Annotated in this window: 16 protein-coding genes and 3 pseudogenes; 15 read left to right on the top strand and 4 right to left on the bottom strand. The window is 63.2% G+C overall.

Annotated features, from left to right (window positions below):
• The first annotated feature begins 16 nt into the window (after positions 1-16).
• The 6 genes from tolB (at position 17) to ftsH (ending at position 7272) form a co-directional block, all read left to right on the top strand.
• Positions 17-1309 (top strand): Tol-Pal system beta propeller repeat protein TolB, encoded by a 1293-nt coding sequence (gene tolB / locus RFM68_RS10985; protein WP_320233251.1) that lies wholly within the window; start codon positions 17-19, stop codon positions 1307-1309.
• A 46-nt stretch (positions 1310-1355) separates the two neighbouring features.
• The gene (locus RFM68_RS10980; RefSeq protein ID WP_320232852.1) at positions 1356-1661 is read left to right on the top strand and encodes a four helix bundle protein; all 306 of its coding nucleotides are present in this window, start codon (positions 1356-1358) and stop codon (positions 1659-1661) included.
• Positions 1662-1954: 293 nt separating this feature from the next.
• On the top strand, positions 1955-2461 hold the full coding sequence (gene pal, locus RFM68_RS10975) for a peptidoglycan-associated lipoprotein Pal (protein WP_320232850.1): 507 nt from the start codon (positions 1955-1957) through the stop codon (positions 2459-2461).
• Between the two features lie 224 nt (positions 2462-2685).
• Positions 2686-3852: a tol-pal system protein YbgF gene (ybgF, locus tag RFM68_RS10970; RefSeq protein WP_320232848.1), complete on the top strand. Its 1167-nt coding sequence runs from the start codon at positions 2686-2688 to the stop codon at positions 3850-3852.
• A complete protein-coding gene (gene tilS / locus RFM68_RS10965) occupies positions 3846-5240 on the top strand; it encodes a tRNA lysidine(34) synthetase TilS (RefSeq protein WP_320232846.1) in 1395 nt (464 codons plus the stop codon). The genes ybgF and tilS overlap by 7 nt, the downstream gene beginning before the upstream one ends.
• A gap of 103 nt (positions 5241-5343) precedes the next feature.
• Positions 5344-7272, top strand: coding sequence for an ATP-dependent zinc metalloprotease FtsH (gene ftsH / locus RFM68_RS10960; RefSeq protein WP_320232844.1), 1929 nt, complete (start codon positions 5344-5346; stop codon positions 7270-7272).
• Between the two features lie 578 nt (positions 7273-7850).
• Here the strand turns inward: ftsH and RFM68_RS10955 are convergent.
• The gene (locus RFM68_RS10955) at positions 7851-8729 is read right to left on the bottom strand and encodes a hypothetical protein (RefSeq protein WP_320232843.1); all 879 of its coding nucleotides are present in this window, start codon (positions 8727-8729) and stop codon (positions 7851-7853) included.
• A gap of 369 nt (positions 8730-9098) precedes the next feature.
• Here RFM68_RS10955 and glmM point away from each other — a divergent pair, with 369 nt between their 5' ends.
• The 5 genes from glmM to serA all read left to right on the top strand — a co-directional run bounded on the left by glmM (position 9099) and on the right by serA (position 15544).
• On the top strand, positions 9099-10451 hold the full coding sequence (gene glmM / locus RFM68_RS10950) for a phosphoglucosamine mutase (RefSeq protein ID WP_320232842.1): 1353 nt from the start codon (positions 9099-9101) through the stop codon (positions 10449-10451).
• A 216-nt stretch (positions 10452-10667) separates the two neighbouring features.
• Positions 10668-11516, top strand: a complete 849-nt coding sequence (locus RFM68_RS10945) for an outer membrane protein (RefSeq protein ID WP_320232841.1) — start codon at positions 10668-10670, stop codon at positions 11514-11516.
• A gap of 206 nt (positions 11517-11722) precedes the next feature.
• Complete coding sequence (locus RFM68_RS10940; protein WP_320232839.1) at positions 11723-12508, top strand: outer membrane protein; 786 nt, start codon at positions 11723-11725, stop codon at positions 12506-12508.
• A gap of 194 nt (positions 12509-12702) precedes the next feature.
• Entirely contained in the window at positions 12703-13878 is a 1176-nt protein-coding gene (locus RFM68_RS10935; RefSeq protein WP_320232837.1) for a phosphoserine transaminase, read from the top strand.
• A 64-nt stretch (positions 13879-13942) separates the two neighbouring features.
• Positions 13943-15544, top strand: a complete 1602-nt coding sequence (gene serA, locus RFM68_RS10930) for a phosphoglycerate dehydrogenase (RefSeq protein ID WP_320232835.1) — start codon at positions 13943-13945, stop codon at positions 15542-15544.
• An 81-nt stretch (positions 15545-15625) separates the two neighbouring features.
• Here serA and RFM68_RS10925 read toward each other — a convergent pair whose 3' ends face one another.
• Entirely contained in the window at positions 15626-15892 is a 267-nt protein-coding gene (locus tag RFM68_RS10925) for an SH3 domain-containing protein (RefSeq protein WP_320232834.1), read from the bottom strand.
• Between the two features lie 307 nt (positions 15893-16199).
• Positions 16200-16346 (bottom strand): annotated as a pseudogene (locus tag RFM68_RS10920) (EamA family transporter); the annotation flags it as partial.
• Between the two features lie 70 nt (positions 16347-16416).
• Between RFM68_RS10920 and RFM68_RS10915 the strand changes: the two are divergent.
• On the top strand, positions 16417-16629 hold the full coding sequence (locus RFM68_RS10915) for a DUF1902 domain-containing protein (RefSeq protein ID WP_320232832.1): 213 nt from the start codon (positions 16417-16419) through the stop codon (positions 16627-16629).
• Between the two features lie 102 nt (positions 16630-16731).
• Positions 16732-16925, top strand: a pseudogene (locus RFM68_RS10910) (type II toxin-antitoxin system HicA family toxin).
• A gap of 6 nt (positions 16926-16931) precedes the next feature.
• Here RFM68_RS10910 and RFM68_RS10905 read toward each other — a convergent pair.
• Positions 16932-17855 carry a DMT family transporter gene (locus tag RFM68_RS10905; protein WP_320232830.1) on the bottom strand — a complete coding sequence of 308 codons (924 nt, stop codon included), beginning with the start codon at positions 17853-17855 and terminating at the stop codon, positions 16932-16934.
• Between the two features lie 318 nt (positions 17856-18173).
• Here RFM68_RS10905 and RFM68_RS10900 point away from each other — a divergent pair, with 318 nt between their 5' ends.
• Positions 18174-19472, top strand: coding sequence for an adenylosuccinate synthase (locus tag RFM68_RS10900; protein WP_320232828.1), 1299 nt, complete (start codon positions 18174-18176; stop codon positions 19470-19472).
• 69 nt (positions 19473-19541) lie between these two features.
• Positions 19542-20715 (top strand): annotated as a pseudogene (locus tag RFM68_RS10895) (hypothetical protein); the annotation flags it as partial.

The raw sequence follows: 20715 nt of genomic DNA, 5'->3' as shown, positions 1-20715 counted from the left end.
CCTCAAGCCGCTCCTGATGGTCGCGACAATAGCGCTGGGTTCCATGGTCGGCGCCGCCGCGCCGGCATGGGCTCTCGTCGAGATCAACGTCAACAAGGGCAATGTCGAACCGCTGCCGATCGCCATCACGGATTTCCAATCAAACGATGCGCTGGGCGCCCAGATCACCGAGATCGTGACGGCCGACCTGAAGCGCTCCGGCCTGTTCGCGCCGATCGACAAGAGCGCTTTCATCGAAAAGATTTCCGGTCCCGACGCCACGCCGCGCTTCGACGACTGGAAGGTGATCAATGCGCAGGCGCTGGTCACCGGCAGCGTCGGCAAGGAAGCCGACGGCCGCATCCGCGCCCAGTACCGGCTGTGGGATACGTTCGCGGGCCAGCAGATGGCCGGCGAGCAGTTCTTCGCCAACGACGCCAACACGCGGCGCGTCGCCCATATCATCGCCGATGCCATCTATGAGCGCATCACCGGCGAGAAGGGTTATTTCGATACCCGCGTCGTCTTCGTCGACGAATCCGGCGCCAAGAACGCGCGCAAGAAGCGGCTGGCCATCATGGACCAGGACGGCGCCAATGTGCGCTATCTGTCCGACGGCCGCGCGATCGTGCTGACGCCCCGGTTTTCGCCGAATCGGCAGGAAATCACCTACATGTCCTATGAGAGCGGACAGCCGAAGGTCTATCTGCTGCAGATCGAAACCGGACAGCGCGAGCTGGTGGGCAACTTCCCCGGCATGACGTTCGCGCCGCGCTTTTCGCCGGACGGCCAGAAGGTGATCATGAGCCTGCTGCGCGACGACGGCAACTCCAACATCTTCGCCATGGACCTGAGAAGCCGTTCGACGACACGGCTCACCGATTCGACCGCCATCGACACCTCGCCGTCCTATTCGCCGGACGGCTCGCAGGTCGTCTTCACCTCCGACCGTGGCGGAGGCAGCGGCCGCTCACAGATCTACGTCATGGGCGGGGACGGCTCGAACCCGCACCGCATCTCCTTCGGCGACGGCGTCTATTCGACGCCGGTCTGGTCGCCGCGCGGCGATTTGATCGCCTTCACCAAGCAGAGCGGCGGCGAGTTCCAGATCGGCGTCATGAAGACCGACGGCTCGGGCGAGCGCATCCTATCCTCCGGCTTCCAGCAAGAGGGCCCGACCTGGGCGCCGAACGGTCGCGTGCTGATGTTCTTCCGCGACTCTTCCGGCGGACCCAAGCTGGTCTCGGTCGATCTCACCGGCCGCAACGAGCAGCAGATTCCGACCGCGAACTATGCGTCGGATCCGGCGTGGTCGCCGCTTCTCGAGTAGCAGGAACTGGGGAATTGAAGAACTGGAGAATTGGGGAATTGAAGAAATGGAGAGGCAGGGACGCTTCGTTGGACGTGCAAGGGAGCTGGAGGTCTATAAGCGGGCCTATGTAGTTTCTCTTGAAATTCACAAAGCCACGCTGGCCTTTCCGAAGATCGAACAATACGCGCTAGCCGATCAGTTGCGTCGCTCCAGCAAGGCCATCTGCGCTAATTTGGCTGAGGGCTTTGCCAAGCAGCCTCATTCCAAAGCTGAATTCGCTCGTTTCATTTCAATGGCTATGGGGTCGTGCAGCGAAGTCGAGACATGGATCTCCTACGCGTTCGATCTCGAGTACATCTCGAAGACATAGCTTGACGAGTGGTTACAATCCTACAACCAGATCTACGGAATGCTGGTGAATCTCAGAGGGTCGCTCAAGTGACCTCTTTCTCCAATTCTCCAGTTCATCAGTTCCCCAATTCCCCGTTTTTTCATGTTTTGGCCGCATTTCCGCCTACGGTCCGCACGCAATGTGAGACGGGCAAAAACGGCCGCGGACGGCGGCTCGAAACCAATCATTAACCGTGTTTCTTGAATGCCGGTTAACCCAAACGTGGTTACTGGGTGATCAACGAAATCACTCGAATGCGAAGGAGAGGCGGCATGCGCCGTATCGCAGCACTTACCCGAAATCCGGCGATGATCGCCCTGGTGGCAGCGCTCGCCATCACCGGCTGCGCCTCGAAGAAGACCCCGAACAGCGCGGCCGATCTCGGCCTCAACGGCGCCGGCGCCGCTACGCCGGGCTCCGCGCAGGACTTCACCGTCAATATCGGCGACCGCATCTTCTTCGACACCGATTCCGCGTCGATCCGCGCCGATGCGCAGACCACGCTGGGGCGCCAGGCGCAGTGGCTGAACCAGTACCGCCAATACGCGATCGTCATCGAAGGCCATGCCGATGAGCGCGGTACGCGTGAGTACAATCTGGCGCTCGGCGCCCGCCGCGCCGCCGCCACCCGCGACTTCCTGGTTTCTAAGGGCGTCTCCGGCAGCCGCCTGAAAACCATTTCCTACGGCAAGGAACGTCCGGTCGCGGTCTGCGACGACATCTCCTGCTGGTCGCAGAACCGTCGCGCCGTCACCACGCTGTCGGGCGCTGGTTCCTAAGAACCGGACGCCGCGGCGTCCGTTCGGGCGCGACGCTGCAGGCGGCAAAAATACAACAGTTGGAAATGAAAGGCGGCCGCAGGGCCGCCTTTTTCACATGCAACAAAACCGAAACAAAATTTGGCCGAAGTCTCGCGTCCTGCTATGAGCGCGAGGGCGCTTCCTCCCACTGTTTTGATTTGGAAAGGCGCATCAGGCCAACACATTCCACCGCGAGAGACAGAATGCATTTCAGAACGGTCCTGAGCGGCACGCTTGCGCTGCTGCTCGTATCAAGCCTCCCAAGCCTTGCCGCTTCGGCCGACAGCGCCGGGCAGGCTTCCGACAGTGGATTCAGCTTCCATCTGCCGACGCTCGGCATCTTTGGCGACAAGAAGAAGCCGGAACCGGCGCAGATCGCGCAACAGGACGGCGCCGGCATGACCGGCCTGGAAGACCAGCTTCGCCAGATGAACGGCAAGATCGAGGAGCTCAATTTCCAGATTCTGCAGATGCAGGAGCAGATGCGCAAGCAGCAGGAAGACAACGAGTTCCGCTTCCAGCAGCTCGAGGGCGGTACCCAAGGCGGCGCCAAGCCGGCCGGGCAGAAGAAATCGGAGGCCGCGCCTCTGAACGGCAACACCGACGTCGGCAACGCCAATCTCGGCAATGCCGGTGCAGGTCAATCCGGCACCGGCGGCACCGGAACCGATAACAGCGTTGCCCAGGCCCCGGCGACGCAGGCGCCGGCCGACACCGGCGCGCAAGATGGCGGCGGCAAGAGTGTCGGCGACGTCATCGTGGAATCGCAGACCGGCGATCCCGGCAAGCTGATCACCGGCGCGCCGCCGAAGAATTTCGGCACCATCACCGTCGACAAGAACGGCAATGTGGTCAATGCCGAGACCGGACCGCAGGCCAGCGCGCCGGCTGAAGCTCCCACGGCCACGGCAAACGCGCCTTCCGCCGAAACACCGGCCAAGAAGGGCAAGTCCGGCGGCACCGAAGTCGCGGCCCTGCCGTCGACCAACGATCCTGACGAGCTCTACCGCAACTCCTACCAGTTCATCCTGTCGGGCGATTATCCGACCGCCGAGCAGGGTTTTCGCGATCATATTTCCCGCTTCCCCAAGGACGCCAAGGCGGCGGACGCGCATTACTGGCTGGGCGAGTCGCTGCTCGGTGAGCAGAAATACCGTGACGCGGCCGAAGTCTTTCTCGCCGCCAGTAAGGAGTATCCGAAGGCCAAGAAGGCGCCCGACATGCTGCTCAAGCTCGGCGTTTCGCTGGTCGGCCTGAAGCAGAACGATGTCGCCTGCGCCACTTTCAACGAAATCGGCAAGCGCTATCCCGATGTCTCCGGCGCGCTCAAGGAGCGCATCAAGCAGGAGAAGGCGCTGGCGTCGTGCTGACGCTCGATACCAAACCTGACCTTTCTAACAGCCTTTTCTCCGACCTAGACTTTTCGACCGGCGCCGTTGCAGCCGTGTCCGGCGGCAGCGACTCGACCGCCCTTCTCCTCCTCCTCAAAGATCACCTCGACCGGACCGCATCGGCCGCCAGGCTGCTCGCGGTGACGGTCGATCATGGCCTGAGGCCGGACTCGGCCACCGAGGCGCGGCTCGTTGCCGGCTTCTGCGCCGAGCGCGGCATTGCGCATCGCATCCTCGCCTGGAGCGGCGACAAGCCTGCGAGCGGGTTGCCGGCCGCAGCGCGCGAGGCGCGCTACAATTTGCTTGCGACGGCAGCCGAAGCCGAAGGTATCAAGCTGATCCTGACCGGCCATACCGCCGACGACCAGGCGGAGACGGTGCTGATGCGGCAGGCACGCGACGCGGAAGGTCGCGGTCTCGCCGGCATGGCGCCCGCCACGCTTCATGACTGGCGGACATGGATCGTCCGGCCGCTGCTCGGCATCCGGCGCGCGGCACTGCGCGCGATGCTGCGGCGTCGCCACATCGGCTGGATCGAGGACCCGACCAATGTCGACGCCCGCTTCGAGCGGCCGCGCGTGCGTGCCGCACTCGCGCAGGGCGAGGGCGAACAGCGCATTGCGGAAGCGCTGGCACGGGCCGGCCAGGCGGTCGGCGAACGCGAGGGCGTTGGTCATCGCGCAGCTCTCTTGATCGACGCCTGTGCCAGCAGGCCGGTTCCGGGTCTCATCCGCCTCGATCGCGATTTTGCAGGGCATGAGGACGACCGGGCCGCCGTCTATGCGCTGCGCATTCTGCTGGCCACCGTCGGCGGGGTGTCGTTTCTGGCCGATGAGGCGCGTTGCGCCGCGCTGTTTTCCCGCCTGCGGTCCGCGCCGCTTCGTGCCACATTGTCGCGGACGGTGGTGGACGCGCGCAAGACCGGGATTTTCCTTCGCCGTGAGAACCGCACCCTGCCCGCTCCCGCTCCACCGGTTGACAACGGGCTTTGGGACAACCGGCGACGCATCACTTTGCACGGACGCATCACTTTGAACGACAGGCCGGGCGACTTGGTGATCGCGCCGCTGGGGTCCGCCGCCGCCAAGCGAGCATTTTTGAGCGAGGATATCCCAGCAAGCCTTTCACGCGCAGCACTTGCCGCGGAGCCCTCGCTGTGGGCCGGAGGCGAATGCCTTGATTTTGCTGGCGGTAATGCCAGCCTGCAATCGGTCTCGATCGTTCCGGTGGTGGCCCCTTTCCAGCGCTTCCTGCCGTCCTTCGACCTCGAGCCCGCGGCTGCCGTTGCGGTGCTTGTCGGCGCGCCGCCGCTGCCGGCGTCGCCATTCCGCGGCCATGATGTCGGTCGAGGGTGGGCGAAAGCTTAACCGATACGTGCTGTTCTGCTTGGCAAGGGGGGGCGCTCTCCCTATGTTAGGCCTAGCTTCTCCACCATCGCGGGTCCGTACGCGGACCCCAACGGGACAATAGATGAATCCGAATTATCGCAACCTCGCGCTTTGGGCGATCATAGCGGTCCTGCTCATAGCCTTGTTCAACCTTTTCCAGACGCCGCAGACCCGCGGCGCTACCAGCGAGATTGCCTATTCGCAGTTCCTGCAGGATGTCGGCTCCGGCCGGGTCAAGACCGTGACCATCGCCGGCGCCCGCATCTTCGGCACCTACACGGACAACGCCAACGGCTTCCAGACCTATTCGCCCGGCGATCCGTCGCTGGTCTCCAGGCTGCAGGACAAGAACGTCACCATCACCGCCAAGCCTGAAACCGACGGCTCCAATTCGCTGTTCGGCTATCTGATCTCGTGGCTGCCGATGATCCTGATCCTCGGCGTATGGATATTCTTCATGCGCCAGATGCAATCCGGTTCGGGCCGCGCGATGGGCTTCGGCAAGTCGAAGGCCAAGCTCCTGACCGAGGCGCATGGCCGCGTCACCTTCCAGGACGTCGCCGGCGTCGACGAGGCCAAGGAAGACCTAGAGGAGATCGTCGAATTCCTGCGCGATCCGCAGAAGTTCCAGCGCCTGGGCGGCAAGATCCCGCGCGGCGTGCTGCTCGTCGGCCCCCCGGGAACCGGCAAGACGCTGCTTGCCCGTTCGGTCGCCGGCGAAGCCAACGTGCCGTTCTTCACCATTTCGGGTTCGGACTTCGTCGAGATGTTCGTCGGCGTCGGCGCATCCCGTGTGCGCGACATGTTCGACCAGGCCAAGAAGAACGCGCCTTGCATCATCTTCATCGATGAAATCGACGCCGTCGGCCGCCATCGCGGCGCCGGCCTCGGCGGCGGCAATGACGAGCGCGAGCAGACGCTGAACCAGTTGCTGGTCGAGATGGACGGCTTCGAGTCCAACGAAAGCATCATCCTGATCGCCGCCACCAACCGCCCCGACGTGCTCGATCCCGCGCTGTTGCGTCCGGGCCGTTTCGACCGCCAGGTGGTGGTGCCGAATCCCGACATCGTCGGCCGCGAGAAGATCCTCAAGGTGCATGTGCGCAATGTGCCGCTGGCCCCCAATGTCGACCTCAAGGTCGTCGCCCGGGGCACGCCGGGCTTCTCCGGCGCCGACCTGATGAACCTCGTCAACGAATCCGCGCTCATGGCGGCGCGCCGCAACAAGCGCCTCGTCACCATGGCTGAGTTCGAGGACGCCAAGGACAAGATCATGATGGGCGCGGAGCGCCGCTCGTCGGCCATGACCCAGGCCGAGAAGGAGCTGACCGCCTATCACGAGGCCGGCCACGCCATCCTGGCGCTCAACGTGCCGTCGGCCGATCCGCTGCACAAGGCCACCATCATTCCGCGCGGCCGCGCGCTCGGCATGGTCATGCAGCTGCCCGAAGGCGACCGCTATTCGATGAGCTACAAATACATGATCTCGCGGCTCGCGATCATGATGGGCGGCCGCGTCGCCGAGGAGTTCAAGTTCGGCAAGGAGAACATCACGTCGGGCGCCTCCTCCGACATCGAGCAGGCGACCAAGCTGGCGCGCGCCATGGTCACGCGCTGGGGCTTCTCCGACAAGCTCGGCCATGTTGCCTATGGCGACAACCAGGAAGAGGTCTTCCTTGGCCATTCGGTGGCCCGTACGCAAAACATCTCGGAAGAGACGGCGCAGATCATCGACGCGGAAGTGCGGCGGCTGATCGACGAGGCCTATTCGACGGCAAGGACCATCCTGACCAAGAAGAAGAAGGAATGGATCGCGCTCGCCGAGGGGCTGCTCGAATACGAGACGCTGTCCGGCGAGGAGATCAAGCAGCTGATCGCCGGGCAGAAGCCCGCTCGCGATCTTGGCGACGATACCCCGCCCAGCCGTGGCTCGGCGGTGCCGAAGTCCGGCGGCCGCCGCAAGAAGGGCCCTGAGCCCGAAGGCGGCATGGAGCCGCAGCCGCAGGGCTGAGGACTGGCATCTCTACAAGTGAAACGCCGCGGATCGAACCGCGGCGTTTTGGTTTGGGGGACCAAGCCTGCAGGTGGTGGTTGGCGAAAGCCGGAGCGATAGCCAATCTCTTTCACGTGGGGAGATACCCGGTCCACCCTCCGCAGCTGCTGCGGAGGACGGGCAGGGCAAGGGAGGCGCTGTCCCGCCGACCTCTCTTCGTCATACTCGGGCTTGACCCGAGTATCCATGCCGTGACTCCTGCCGGGGGGCGCAACGGCGCTGAATTCTGTAACCGCTGCAACGCCTTAACGTCACGGCATGGATTCTAGGGTCTGCGCGCGTCGCTCCGCTCCTTGCTCCGCCCTAGAATGACGACCGCAAAGTAGCGTTCCTTCGCTCCCCCTCTGTTCCTGCCCGTCCTCCGCAGCTGCAGCGCTGCAGTTGCGGAGGGTGGACCGGACATTTCCCCACGTGAAAGAGATTGGCAGCGTCGCCGCTGGCGCCTCCGTGCAGTGTGGACATGGCTTCGAACCCCAACAAAAAACCCGCGCATCTTGCGATGCGCGGGCCTTTTTCTGGAAAGAGACTAAGCGAAATCAGCTCTTCAGCTTGGCATTGCAGAGGCTGTAGAAGCCGCCGCCCTTCTGGATCCACTTCAGGCCGTTCAGCGTGTTGGCATCCTTGTTGGCGTAGTACTGCTCGAGGCAGGTGTGCATGCGGCCCTTGGCCGGGGTCTCGGTGGCGAATTTCGGCGAGATCGCCTTCGGGAAGCTCACGCCCTTCGGCGCGACCGCCGTCGGCTTCTCAGGCTCGCTGGTGTAGGTCGCTTCCGTCGGGGCCGGCACGGTGTCGTCGTCGGCGGCACTGGCGCCGCACTCGGCCTTGCGGAAGTCGTTCCACTTCATACCCTTGAGCGTGTTTGCCGTCTTCGCAGCCTGGTACTTGGTGCTGCATTCAGCCATGCTCAGACCTTTGCCGCCGTCGGCAGCCGCCGCGGTCGAGGTCTTCGTCGTCTTGGCAGGCTTGGTGTCGGCGGCCGGCGCGGTGGCGGCCGCGGCGGTTGCGCCGGGGCCGCACTCGGCCTTGCGGAAGTCATTCCACTTCATGCCGTTGAGCGTGCCGCCGGATTTTGCAGCCTGGTACTTGGCGCTGCATTCCTTGGAGCTCAGGCCCTTGGCGGTGTCGTCGGCAGCGGCGGCCGCCTTTGCCTTCTTGGCAGGCTTGGTGTCGGCGGCCTTGGTGTCGGTCGCCGCCTTGGTATCGGTTGCCGCCTTGGTGTCGGTCGCGGCGGAGGCGTCGCTGCCGCACTGCGCCTTGCGGAACTGGTTCCAAGTCTGGCCGGCGAGCGTTCCTGCGTCCTTGGCCGCGTTATACTTGGTGCTGCACTCGGCCATGGTCAGCGCGTTGGCCGGCGCCGCCAGGAACAAGGTTGCGACGGCGATCCCCGTCAAAGCTGCAAGTCTATGAATAAGCATGGCGTTTTCTCCCTTGATGCCGCCAATAAGTGTCCCTATGCCAAATCAATAGCTCTCAATGTGCGGTTGCGCCAGATGCTTCCAACGCTGATGTCCTCACAAAGTGTGTTGCTCCCGACAAGGTGATGAATTGCTTGCGGATTCGCCAGCAGCCAAGCTTTGCCGGCGGATAAGGCACCGAAAAGCCTGGCACGGGCAGGTCTAGCGCCGCAAAGTCAAAGGTGGTGGATAGGCCATCGAATCACTTGCACCGCCTGCGACAATGATTTTCTAAGGATTGGTAATATACAATCACGAAATTTGATGATCGGATGCGGCCCAATTGTGGCATTACGGGCGGCTGAAAAACCGACGGGGACTGTAAGGGATATGGCAGGTCAGTATTTCGGCACGGACGGTATCCGCGGACGCGCCAACAAATTTCCGATGACGGCCGAGATCGCCATGCGCGTCGGCATGGCCGCCGGGCTTTCCTTCCAGCGCGGCAATCATCGTCACCGCGTCGTGCTCGGCAAGGACACGCGGCTTTCCGGCTACATGATCGAAAATGCCATGGTGGCTGGCCTGTGCGCCGCCGGCATGGACGTCTTCCTGCTCGGACCTATACCGACGCCGGCCGTCGCGATGCTGGTGCGCTCGCTGCGCGCCGACATCGGCGTGATGATCTCGGCCTCGCACAATCCTTATTACGACAACGGCATCAAGCTGTTCGGGCCTGACGGCTACAAGCTCTCCGATGAGATCGAGGAGCGCATCGAGGGCATGCTCGACAAGGACATCGAGCTGGCGCTCGCCGATTCCGACGGGCTCGGCCGCGCCAAGCGCGTCGACGGCGTGCATGACCGCTATATCGAATTCGCCAAGCGTACGCTGCCGCGCTCGATGTCGCTTTCGGGCCTGAGGATCGTCGTCGATTGCGCGAACGGCGCCTCCTACAAGGTGGCGCCCGAGGCGCTGTGGGAACTCGGCGCCGAGGTGGTGGCAATTAATGTCGAGCCGAACGGCTTCAACATCAACAAGGAATGCGGCTCGACCCATCCGGCCGGCCTGCAGAAGAAGGTGCACGAAGTGCGCGCCGATATCGGCATCGCGCTCGACGGCGACGCCGACCGCGTCGTCATCGTCGACGAAAACGGGGCGATCGTCGACGGCGACCAGATCATGGCGCTGATAGCGGAATCCTGGCACCAGAGCGGACGGCTGGCTGGCGGCGGCGTCGTCTCCACCGTGATGTCCAATCTCGGCCTCGAGCGTTTCCTCGGCGACATGAAGCTGCAGCTGCACCGCACCAAGGTCGGCGACCGTTATGTCGTCGAGCATATGCGCGCGCACGGCTTGAATGTCGGCGGCGAGCAGTCCGGCCATATCGTGCTTTCCGATTTCTCGACCACCGGCGACGGCCTGGTCTCGGCGCTGCAGGTGCTGGCCTGCATCAAGCGGCAGAACCGCCCGGTCAGCGAACTGTCGAAGAAGTTCGAGCCGGTGCCGCAGCTCTTGAAGAATGTCCGCATCTCCGGCGGCAAGCCGCTGGAGGAGGCGCCGGTCAAGGCGGCGATCGAAGAAGGGCGCAACCGGCTCGGCAAGTCCGGCCGCCTTGTTATCCGGCCCTCGGGCACCGAACCGCTCATCCGCGTCATGGCCGAGGGCGACGACCCGCAACTGGTCGAGGCGGTCGTCAACGACATCGTCGGCATCATCCAGGAAACCCGCAGCGCCGCCTGAGCGGTAGCAGCCATCCGCGACATGCGAGCCCGCCTTTTCGGCGGGCTTTCCGTTTGCGCTCCAGCGAGGTGTCGCACCTGGCTTCTAGCTAAGATTGTATAGATTCGTGGTTAATCGGTACGGTTAAACGGCTTTTAACCTTTGCAATTCATTATCCAAACCCGAGGTCAATCATCTTCGGGCGATGTCGTCCCGAGGCTTCTTAGGGGTGACAGAATGTTCAATACAGCGAGAATGGCATTGCTTGCCGGGCTGTTTGCGGGGTTTGCCGGCCACGCAATCGCGGCCGACCTTCCGCAGCCGGTCGAAGAGGCGCCGCCGCCCGTTGTGGAAGCGCAGCCTGTGAGCGTCGGCGGCTGGTACATCCGTGGCGATATTGACTATCACTGGTCACGCTTTGGCGGTGGCGACTATACCACCTACAGCGCCGCGCCGCCCCAGATCCAGGGCAGCTTCGCCACCGGTAGCCTGAAGGGCGCCTTCTCCGCTGGCGCCGGTATCGGTTACCAGATCGACGACCACTTCCGCACGGATCTGACGGGCGACTATATGTTTGGCTCGAAGTTCCATGGCTCGACCAACGGCTTTTGCGGCCCCGCTCCGCAGGTGGCTTGCGTTTCTTCCGACACATCGTCCTATTCGGCGCTGCTTCTGCTGGCCAACGCCTATGTCGACATCGGCACCTGGCATGGCGTTACCCCTTATGTCGGCGCGGGCATCGGCGGCGCCTGGGTCAAGTGGGATACGCTGCACAACAGCGACCTGGACGGCGACTTCTTCCATCGAGGCGGCAAGGGCTGGCGCTTCGCCTATGCCCTCATGGCCGGCGCTTCCTACTGCCTGACCGACCGCGTCAAGCTTGATGTCGGCTACCGATACAGCCACATCAACGGCGGCAAGATGTTCGACTATGCTTCGGACAGCAATGTCGGTCCGGGCTACGATCGTGGCATCAACGTGCACGAAGTGCGTGGCGGTCTCCGCTACCAGTTCGGCGGTCAGTCCGATTGCGCTCCGCCGCCAGAGCCTTACCAGCCGGAGCCGGAACCGATCTACACCAAGTAAATCGCTTCCAGTATCCCCGAAATTCGTCAGCCGCCCGGCATCAGCCGGGCGGCTTTCGCTTTCTGCGCCATCCGTAAAATACGATCAAAATCAATTCGGTAACGGAGGGTTATCCTTAACCGGCACTTAACCACTATGGTTAACAATGGCCTCTTGAAAACGGCGCCCGCGTTCGCGGCTGGCGCCAATCTCGGGAGCCGGGGACCATGATATCCAGATCGCGTATCGCGTCAGCGCTTGCCGCCGCCATCCTGTTGCCGATGACACCGGCGCTCGCGGCCGACTACGATCCGCCGATCTATGCCGACCAGGCGCCGGACTACCAGCCGGTCGAGGTCGGCTCGGGCTGGTACCTGCGTGGCGATGTCTCCTATCTGCCGGAAAAGAGCTTCGACAACGGGGATTTCACCTTCCCGTCAGCGATCGCCAGCGAAAGCTTCAGTGAGAGCGAGGACGCCTATTTCGCGAGCGTCGGCTTCGGCTATCATTTCAACGACTATCTCCGCGCCGATCTCAACCTCGGCTACCTGCCCGGCAACAAAGCCAGCTTCAGCTATGATGATTCAGCCGCCGTGGTAGCGCCGGCAACGGCGACAGTAGGAGACGGAAGCCTCAAGAACTATGCCATCTCAGGCATATTGAACGGCTATGTCGACCTTGGAACATATGTCGGCGTCACGCCCTATATTGGCGCAGGCATCGGCATCGTTCAAAGCAGATACAGCCTTTCGGCGAACTATTTTACCGACAACGGCGATGCAAGCGATGACTTCTCTCTGCGCAGCAGCAAAACAAAATATTCCTTGGCATATACATTGAACGCGGGTCTTGCCTACCAGGTCTCGAAGAACGTTCTGATCGATCTTGGCTATCAGTATTTCTCCGCGCCCGATGCTGAATATGTTACGGCCGCAAGCCTGAATTCCTTCCCTATCCACAAAGGCATCAGCAACCATCAGGTCAAGCTTGGGCTGCGTTACGATCTCTGGTGAGCCACGCAGGCGGAGAGGTTTCGACGGCGGGTCCTGAAGGCCCGCCGTTTTCATTTCGGATCTCGCACCAGTCGGAGCGAATATCCCGCCAGCGACAAAAATTTTGCTCTTGACGCCGAGGGCGTGAGCGCATATCGCCGTCCGTGGGCCACCCCTCCCCAACGAGGGGCCACTATCTGGAAGGATAGACCACGATGACGACACCTACCAAGCCCGGACTCCGTCCGGCGAACCCCAATTTCTCCTCAGGTCCCTGCGCGAAACGCCCCGGCTGGTCGGTCGAGGCGCTGTCGAAGGCCGCGCTCGGGCGCTCCCATCGCGCCAAGATCGGCAAGAGCAAGCTCGAGCAGGCGATCGAGCTGACGCGCGAAATACTCAAGGTTCCCGCGGACTATCGCATCGGCATCGTGCCGGCGTCGGACACCGGCGCGGTCGAGATGGCGCTGTGGTCGCTGCTCGGCGAGCGCGGCGTCGACATGGTCGCCTGGGAAAGCTTCGGCTCCGGCTGGGTCACGGATGTCGTCAAGCAGCTCAAGCTTGCCGACGCGCGCAAGTTCGAGGCCGGTTACGGCAAGCTGCCAGACCTGACGCAGGTCGATTTCGACCGCGACGTGGTCTTCACCTGGAACGGCACGACCTCGGGCGTGCGCGTGGCGAACGGCGATTTCATTCCCACGAACCGCAAGGGCCTGACCATTTGCGACGCGACGTCGGCCGCTTTCGCCCAGCGGCTCGATTTCGAAAAGCTCGATGTCGTCACCTTCTCCTGGCAGAAGGTGCTGGGCGGCGAGGGCGCGCACGGCATGCTGATCCTAAGCCCGCGCGCCGTCGCCCGGCTGGAGACCTACAAGCCGGCCTGGCCGCTGCCGAAAATCTTCCGCCTGACCTCGGGCGGCAAGCTGATCGAGGGCATCTTCAAGGGCGAAACCATCAACACGCCGTCGATGCTGTGCGTCGAGGATTATCTCGATGCGCTCCACTGGGCGACGTCGATCGGTGGGCTCGAGGCGCTGATTGCCCGCGCGGACGCCAATGCCGCGGTGCTCGACCGGTTCGCCGACAAGTCTCCGTGGCTCGGCCACCTCGCCGTCGATCCGGCGACGCGCTCGAACACGTCCGTGTGTCTCTCCTTCACCGATCCTGACGTGACGGCGCTCGATGCCGACGGGCAGGCGGCCTTCGCCAAAGGCATCGTGTCTTTGCTCGACAGGGAAGGCATCGCCTACGACATCGGCTCCTATCGCGATGCGCCGCCCGGCCTGCGCATCTGGTGCGGCGCCACCGTCGAGACCGCCGATCTCGAAGCGTTGCTGCCGTGGCTCGACTGGGCCTTCGCCACGCAGAAGGCGTCGCTCAAGGCCGCGGCCTGAAATTCGTGGCGGCTCCCGGCAGCCACCATTTTCCGACACTCAATCCCCCCTCAAGGAGGCCGCAATGGCGCCCCGCGTTCTCGTTTCGGATAAGCTTTCCACCACCGCCGTGCAGATCTTCAAGGATCGCGGCATCGATGTCGACTACTTGCCCGATCTCGGCAAGGACAAGGAAAAACTGCTCGAGGTGATCGATCGGTATGACGGTCTCGCTATCCGCTCGGCGACCAAGGTCACCGAGAAGCTGATCAATGCCGCGACGAAGCTCAAGGTCGTCGGCCGCGCCGGTATCGGCGTCGACAATGTCGATATCCCGGCTGCCAGCCGCAAGGGTATCATCGTGATGAACACGCCCTTCGGCAACTCGATCACCACGGCCGAGCATGCGGTCGCCATGATCTTCGCGCTGGCGCGGCAGATACCGGAAGCCAATGCCTCGACGCACGCCGGAAAGTGGGAAAAGAACCGCTTCATGGGTATCGAGATCACCAGCAAGACGCTGGGCGTGATCGGCTGCGGCAATATCGGCTCGATCGTCGCCACACGCGGCGTTGGGCTGAAGATGCATGTGATTGCCTTCGACCCGTTCCTGTCGGACAGCCGCGCCGAGGAGCTCGGCGTCCAGAAGGTCGAACTCGACGAGCTCTTCGCCCGTGCCGACTTCATCACGCTGCACACGCCGCTGACCGACAAGACGCGCAACATTATCGATGCGGCGGCGATCGCCAAGATGAAGGACGGCGTGCGCATCATCAATTGCGCGCGCGGCGGGCTGGTCGTCGAGGCCGACCTGGTCGCGGCGCTCAAAAGCGGCAAGGTGGCGGGCGCCGGTGTTGATGTGTTCGAGGCCGAGCCGGCGGAGAACAATCCGCTGTTCGGCATGGAGAATGTCGTGGCCACCCCGCATCTCGGCGCCTCGACCACGGAGGCGCAGGAGAATGTCGCGCTGCATGTCGCCGAGCAGATGAGCGACTATCTGATCAAGGGCGCGGTCTCCAACGCGATCAACATGCCTTCGATCACCGCCGAGGAGGCGCCGCGACTGAAACCCTTCGTCAAGCTCGCCGAAGTGCTCGGCGCCTTTGTCGGCCAGGTCACCGAGGATCCGATCAAGGAGGTCGAGATCCTGTTCGACGGCTCGACCGCGTCGATGAACACGCGCGCCTTGGTGAGCGCCGCCCTTGCCGGCCTGATCCGGCCGCAGGTGTCGGACGTCAACATGGTGTCGGCGCCGATCATGGTGAAGGAGCGGGGCATCATCGTCGCCGAGGTGAAGCGCGACAAATCGGGCGTGTTCGACGGCTATATCAAGCTCACCGTCAAGACCGAGCACAGGACGCGCTCGATCGCCGGCACCTGCTTTTCCGACGGCAAGCCGCGCTTCATCCAGATCAAGGGTATCAATCTCGACGCCGAGGTGGGCCAGCACATGCTCTACACGACCAATGCCGACGCGCCCGGAATCATCGGCCTGCTCGGCACCGTGTGCGGCGAGAACGGCGTCAACATCGCCAACTTCCAGCTCGGCCGCAATCGGCCGGGCGGCGATGCGATCGCGCTGCTTTATCTCGACGCGCCATTCCCGGAAAAAGTGCTGGAGCAGGTGCGGGCGCACAAATCGATCGACTCGGCCAAGCGGCTGCGCTTCGACGTCGGCGGCGAGTGAGCGTGCCGGCCGATTGAAATCTGAAACGTCCCGCCTGCGACAGCAGCGGGGCGTTTCAATTTTGTCAGGCCTTGATCGACCTCACTTGCAGGGGAAGCCGGGCGCGATCTTGCATTGCGGCTTGTGAGGCTTCGGGGGGCGCGGCCGCTGCGGCTTGTGCGGCCGATGCGGCCTGTGCGGACGATAATGCGGCGGAAGGATGACGATTTGCGGCTGCACGATGACCGGCCGCACCACGTGGGAACGCTCAAGGTAGCCCGAGCTTGCCCAACCGTGGATACCGGCCGCGCCAATCGAGCACCAGCTGTCCTGGCAATGGTAGAGCTCGACCCTCTGGCCGGCCGGCAAGGTTGCGATCCTGGCACAATGCGCACCCGGACCGCTGCGGACGTTCAGCGACGTCGGGTGTGGGCGAGGGTGGCCGCCGACGCCGGTGCGGAAAAGGCCGCGAGGCCGACAAGGGCGGCGATCAGCGCCAAAAACATGCGGAGATTCATAGTTCCCTCTCTGATGAAAACAGCAGCCCGGCCGCGATATCTGTCCGCTGAAAGTTGGGAGAGTCAATCGCATCGCCGGCTCACATATGTCGAAAATATCAATATCCTTAATAGGATAGCCGTTGCCGATGGCAGCCTGGCGTACGCCGCGAAAAAGGTCATTGCATCTGCAGCGCTGCTTTGCTGTCGCTGTATTCGGCGAGCCCGATGCCGCCGAGCACCAGCGCGAGCGCGAGCCCCTGATAGAGTTGAAACTGCTCGCCGACGATCAGCACCGAAAGCAGCGTGCCGAAGATCGGCACCAAAGGCGCGGGCCGGTTCCGCGCCTTTCTGTTTGCGATCTGATGCGATACTATGGTGGTCAAGGAGTTCGCCATGAAGATTGTAGTCGACGCGTTCTGGGACGACGACGCGAAAGTTTGGGTAGCCTCGTCACGTGAAGGGATCGGACTCGCAACAGAGGCCGACACGATAGAGCTGCTTCAGAACAAGCTGGCGGTTTTAGTTCCTGATCTGCTCGGCGACGAGCACGAAGATCCGTTCGAGATCGAGTTGATTGCCCGGAGTCACCAAACGGTCGCCGCCTAGATATTAACTTTCGTCAGCTGCGATTTAACTGATTTATAAGATTTTTTAATTAATTTCGGCATAAAGTGACTAGAATCATTTTCAAATGTCGAGTTGTCCGCGGTGAATAATTTCGCACCGTTAACGAAAAGGCTCCCGTCGCAGCCGGTTGGCAATTTCTCCGTTCGGGTAAAGGCGACCATGAAATTTGGCTCAATCCGATTTCCGGGCGAAAGGTTACCGTGGATCGCGCCATAAAGTCCCGCCACACGGCAAATGCTATTCTGAAGCAAGCAGGTCTCCCGAAGGCGTTCTGATCAAGCTCAATCAGCCTGCTCGCGTGCCTTGGCCCGGGCGGCGGTAACCGTCCGGCTGCCGCTGTATTCGGCGAGCCCGATGCCGCCGAGCACCAGCGCGAGCGCGAGCCCCTGATAGAGTTGAAACTGCTCGCCGACGATCAGCACCGAAAGCAGCGTGCCGAAGATCGGCACCAGATTGATGAACAGGCCGGCGCGGTTGGCGCCGATCAGCTCGTTGCCCTTGATGTAGAGGACCTGCGAGACGACCGAGGCGCCAAGCGCCGTGTAGAGCGTGAGCGCCCATCCACGCGCGTCCGGCACGACGACGCGGCCAGATGCGACCTCCCAGAGAAAGAAGGGCACGGAGATCAGCAGGGCGGCGATCGACAGCGCCAGCATCAGGCTCTGCCAGCGGATTTGAGGCTTGAGGCGCAGCCCGACCGAATAGAGGCTGTAGCAAAGCACGGCGACGAGCATGATGGCATCGCCGAAGTTGAGGCCGAGCTTCAGCAGCTGGCCGAGGTCGCCATGGCTTGCGGTCAGCGCGACGCCGACGATAGTGAGCACGACGCCGACGATCTGCAGAGGGCGCACACGCAGGCGAAACAGCACGAAATTGGAAAGGATGATGACGATCGGGATGGCTGCCTGCTCGATCGAAACGTTGATCGCGGTCGTGTAGTTGAGCGCGGTGTAGAAGATGACGTTGAAGAATGTGAAACCGCAGGCGCCGAGGCCGGCAAGCAACCGCCAGTGCTTGCGCGCCTGCGGCCAATCCTCGCGCAGCGGCCGCCAGCCGATCGGCAGCAGGATCAGCACCGCCATCACCCAGCGCAGGAAGACCAATGTCATGGGCGAGACGTGGCCGACGGCCAGCTTGCCAGCCACGGAGTTGCCACCCCACAAGAGCATGGTGGACAGAAGGAACAGATAGGCGGCTCGGTGCATGGAAGATCCGGCCCTGCAGGATGTTCGAGGGTTCTGGTCGGCCTAATGCGGCGGCGGCGGCAAGTAAATGATGCGAAAGCCGGATTTTGTTATGCCTGGATCAGGATGACGTTCGTTGAACCGCCATCCTGGTCCAACTCTTGGTTGGAGCATGGTCCGTTGCGAAAACCGGTTCCCATTTTTCGCTTACGCGGTCCTTCCGTTCGGAATCATGCTCCAGGATTTCGACGGCAAAGAAAGGGTCGCGCCGGTCGGCGCTTGACGCTATAGAGGCCTGTCGTTTCAGGCCGCCCGCGCGGCGTTTCAAGGGAAAAGAACATGGCCAATGTGGTGGTCGTCGGCTCGCAATGGGGCGACGAAGGCAAGGGCAAGATCGTCGACTGGCTGTCGGAACGGGCCGACGTGGTCGTGCGCTTCCAGGGCGGCCATAATGCCGGCCATACGCTGGTCGTCGACGGCAAGGTCTACAAGCTGTCGCTGCTGCCTTCAGGCGTGGTGCGCGAAGGCAAGCTTTCGATCATCGGCAATGGCGTGGTGTTCGATCCGCATGCCTTCGTCGCCGAGGTCAAGAAGCTCGAGGAACAGGGTGTAGAGGTCACGCCCGAGCGCCTGAAAATAGCCGAAAACACCGCGCTTATCCTGTCGCTGCACCGGGAGCTGGACGGGTATCGCGAAGACGCCGCCTCGAATTCCGGAACCAAGATTGGCACGACCCGCCGCGGCATCGGCCCCGCCTATGAGGACAAGGTGGGCCGGCGCGCGGTGCGGGTAATGGATTTGGCGGATTTGGAAACGCTTCCCCTCAAGGTCGACAGGCTGCTGACGCACCACAATGCGCTGCGCCGCGGGCTCGGCCATGCGGAAGTGACGCATGAGGCGATCATGCAGGAATTGACCTCGGTGGCCGGCGAGATCCTGCCTTACATGGATCGGGTCTGGAAAGTGCTCGACGACAAACGTCGCGGCGGCGAACGCATCCTGTTCGAGGGCGCGCAAGGCACGCTGCTCGACATCGATCACGGCACCTATCCCTTCGTCACCTCGTCCAATACCGTGGCTGGACAGGCGGCTGCAGGTTCGGGCGTGGGCCCAGGCGTCATCGGCTATGTGCTCGGCATCACCAAAGCCTATACGACGCGGGTCGGCGAAGGGCCGTTCCCGACCGAGCAGAAGAACGAGATCGGCGAGTTCCTCGGCACGCGCGGCCACGAATTCGGCGTCGTCACCGGCCGCAAGCGGCGTTGCGGCTGGTTCGACGCCGTGCTGGTGCGGCAGGCGGTCGCCGTCAACGGCATCAAAGGCATCGCGCTGACCAAGCTCGACGTGCTCGACGGGATGGACGAGATCAAGGTCTGCACCGGCTACAGGCTCGATGGCGAGACGATCGATTACCTGCCGGCCAGCCAGGGCGCGCAAGCGCGGGTCGAGCCCGTCTACGAGACGCTCGAAGGCTGGAAGGAAACCACGGCCGGCGCCAGGAGCTGGAACGATTTGCCGGCGCAGGCCGTCAAATATGTCCGCTATATCGAGGAGCTGATCGGCGCCCCGGTGGCGCTGCTCTCCACCAGCCCCGAGCGGGAGGACACAATACTTGTGACCGATCCGTTTCAAGACTAGTTTCACAGCCCTTCCCGGCGCCGCGGCTGATTTGCGGCCGGGCGGGAAAGAATGCAGGTCACCTGACGCATGGCAGATTTCGTTAGTGTTCTGAAAAAGCAGCTCGACAAGAAGAGCGATCCTTCGTTCGAGCTGCGCAAGCAGATATACGACGGCGCCCGCACGGTGCTGGCGAAGAAGCTCGCCGACTATTCCCCGCCGCTGACGCCCGATGTCGTCAGCAAGCAGAAGCGCTCGCTGGAAGATGCCATTTCCAGCGTCGAGCGCGAATATGTCAAACGCGTTCCGGCCGAGGATCCGCTGGCGGAGCTGGAGCATATTTTCTCCTCCATCGACCGCAACAAGAACCAGCCGAGCCATGCCCGCCAGCCGGCGGCGCCAGAGCCCGTCAAGCCGGATCCGTTCAAATCCGAACCGTTCAAGCCGGCACCCGGGCCCGCCAGGACGGAACCGGGCTGGCAAAGCACGCCAAGGACGGAACCCGCGCCGCAAAACCCTGCAAGAGCCGAGCCGGCATGGCAGAGCACGGCAAGGACGGAGCCAAGTTGGCAGGCTGCGCCAAAGGCGGAGCCAGCCTGGCAGAAGGCGCCGACGCCGCCGATGCCGTCGCCGCGCGAGGACGATGTCGGCTTTGCCAGCATGGACGCTGCCGATTCCGATGACGGCACCGACGTTTTTGCCAATGACGAGCAACCGGCGGCCGATACCTTCCAGCGTCTGCGGCCCCAGCCGCGGCCGCGCAAGCGCGGCTATGGCGGCCTGATCGCCGCCGTCATCGCGCTGCTGGTGCTGGCCGGCGGCGGCTACGGCATCTGGCTGAACAAGAATGCGTTCGGCTCGCTTTTCGGCCTTGGCGGCAGCGGTAATAAGACGGTCTCGACCGAGCCGCTGGTCAAGCCTGCTCCGGCCAAGCCGGCGCAGGTCAAGCCGGCGACCGAGACGGCAGCCGCGCCGGCTCCCGCCAGCGCCAGCGAGCCAGCCGACACGACCAAGTTCACGCAGCGCCTGACACCCGAGGGCAAGGAGACCGATCCCGGTCCGGCTGGCGGGCAGGCCACGATCGGCGAAGGCGAATCCGTCGCGGCGCTGACCTCGCGGCCGCCGGCTGCGCCGGCAACGGCGCCCGCCACGACCGGCACTCCGCCTGCCGCGGCCACGCAAACGCCTGGGGTGCCTGCCGCAACGCCGGCGGCGCCGGCGACCGAGGCGGCCAATCCGACGCCGCCAGCGGCCGGAACCACAC

It is taken from the genome of Mesorhizobium montanum, from assembly GCF_033977145.1.
Taxonomy (GTDB): Bacteria; Pseudomonadota; Alphaproteobacteria; order Rhizobiales; family Rhizobiaceae; genus Mesorhizobium; species Mesorhizobium montanum.
This window is presented reverse-complemented; position numbering and strand designations above follow the sequence as displayed.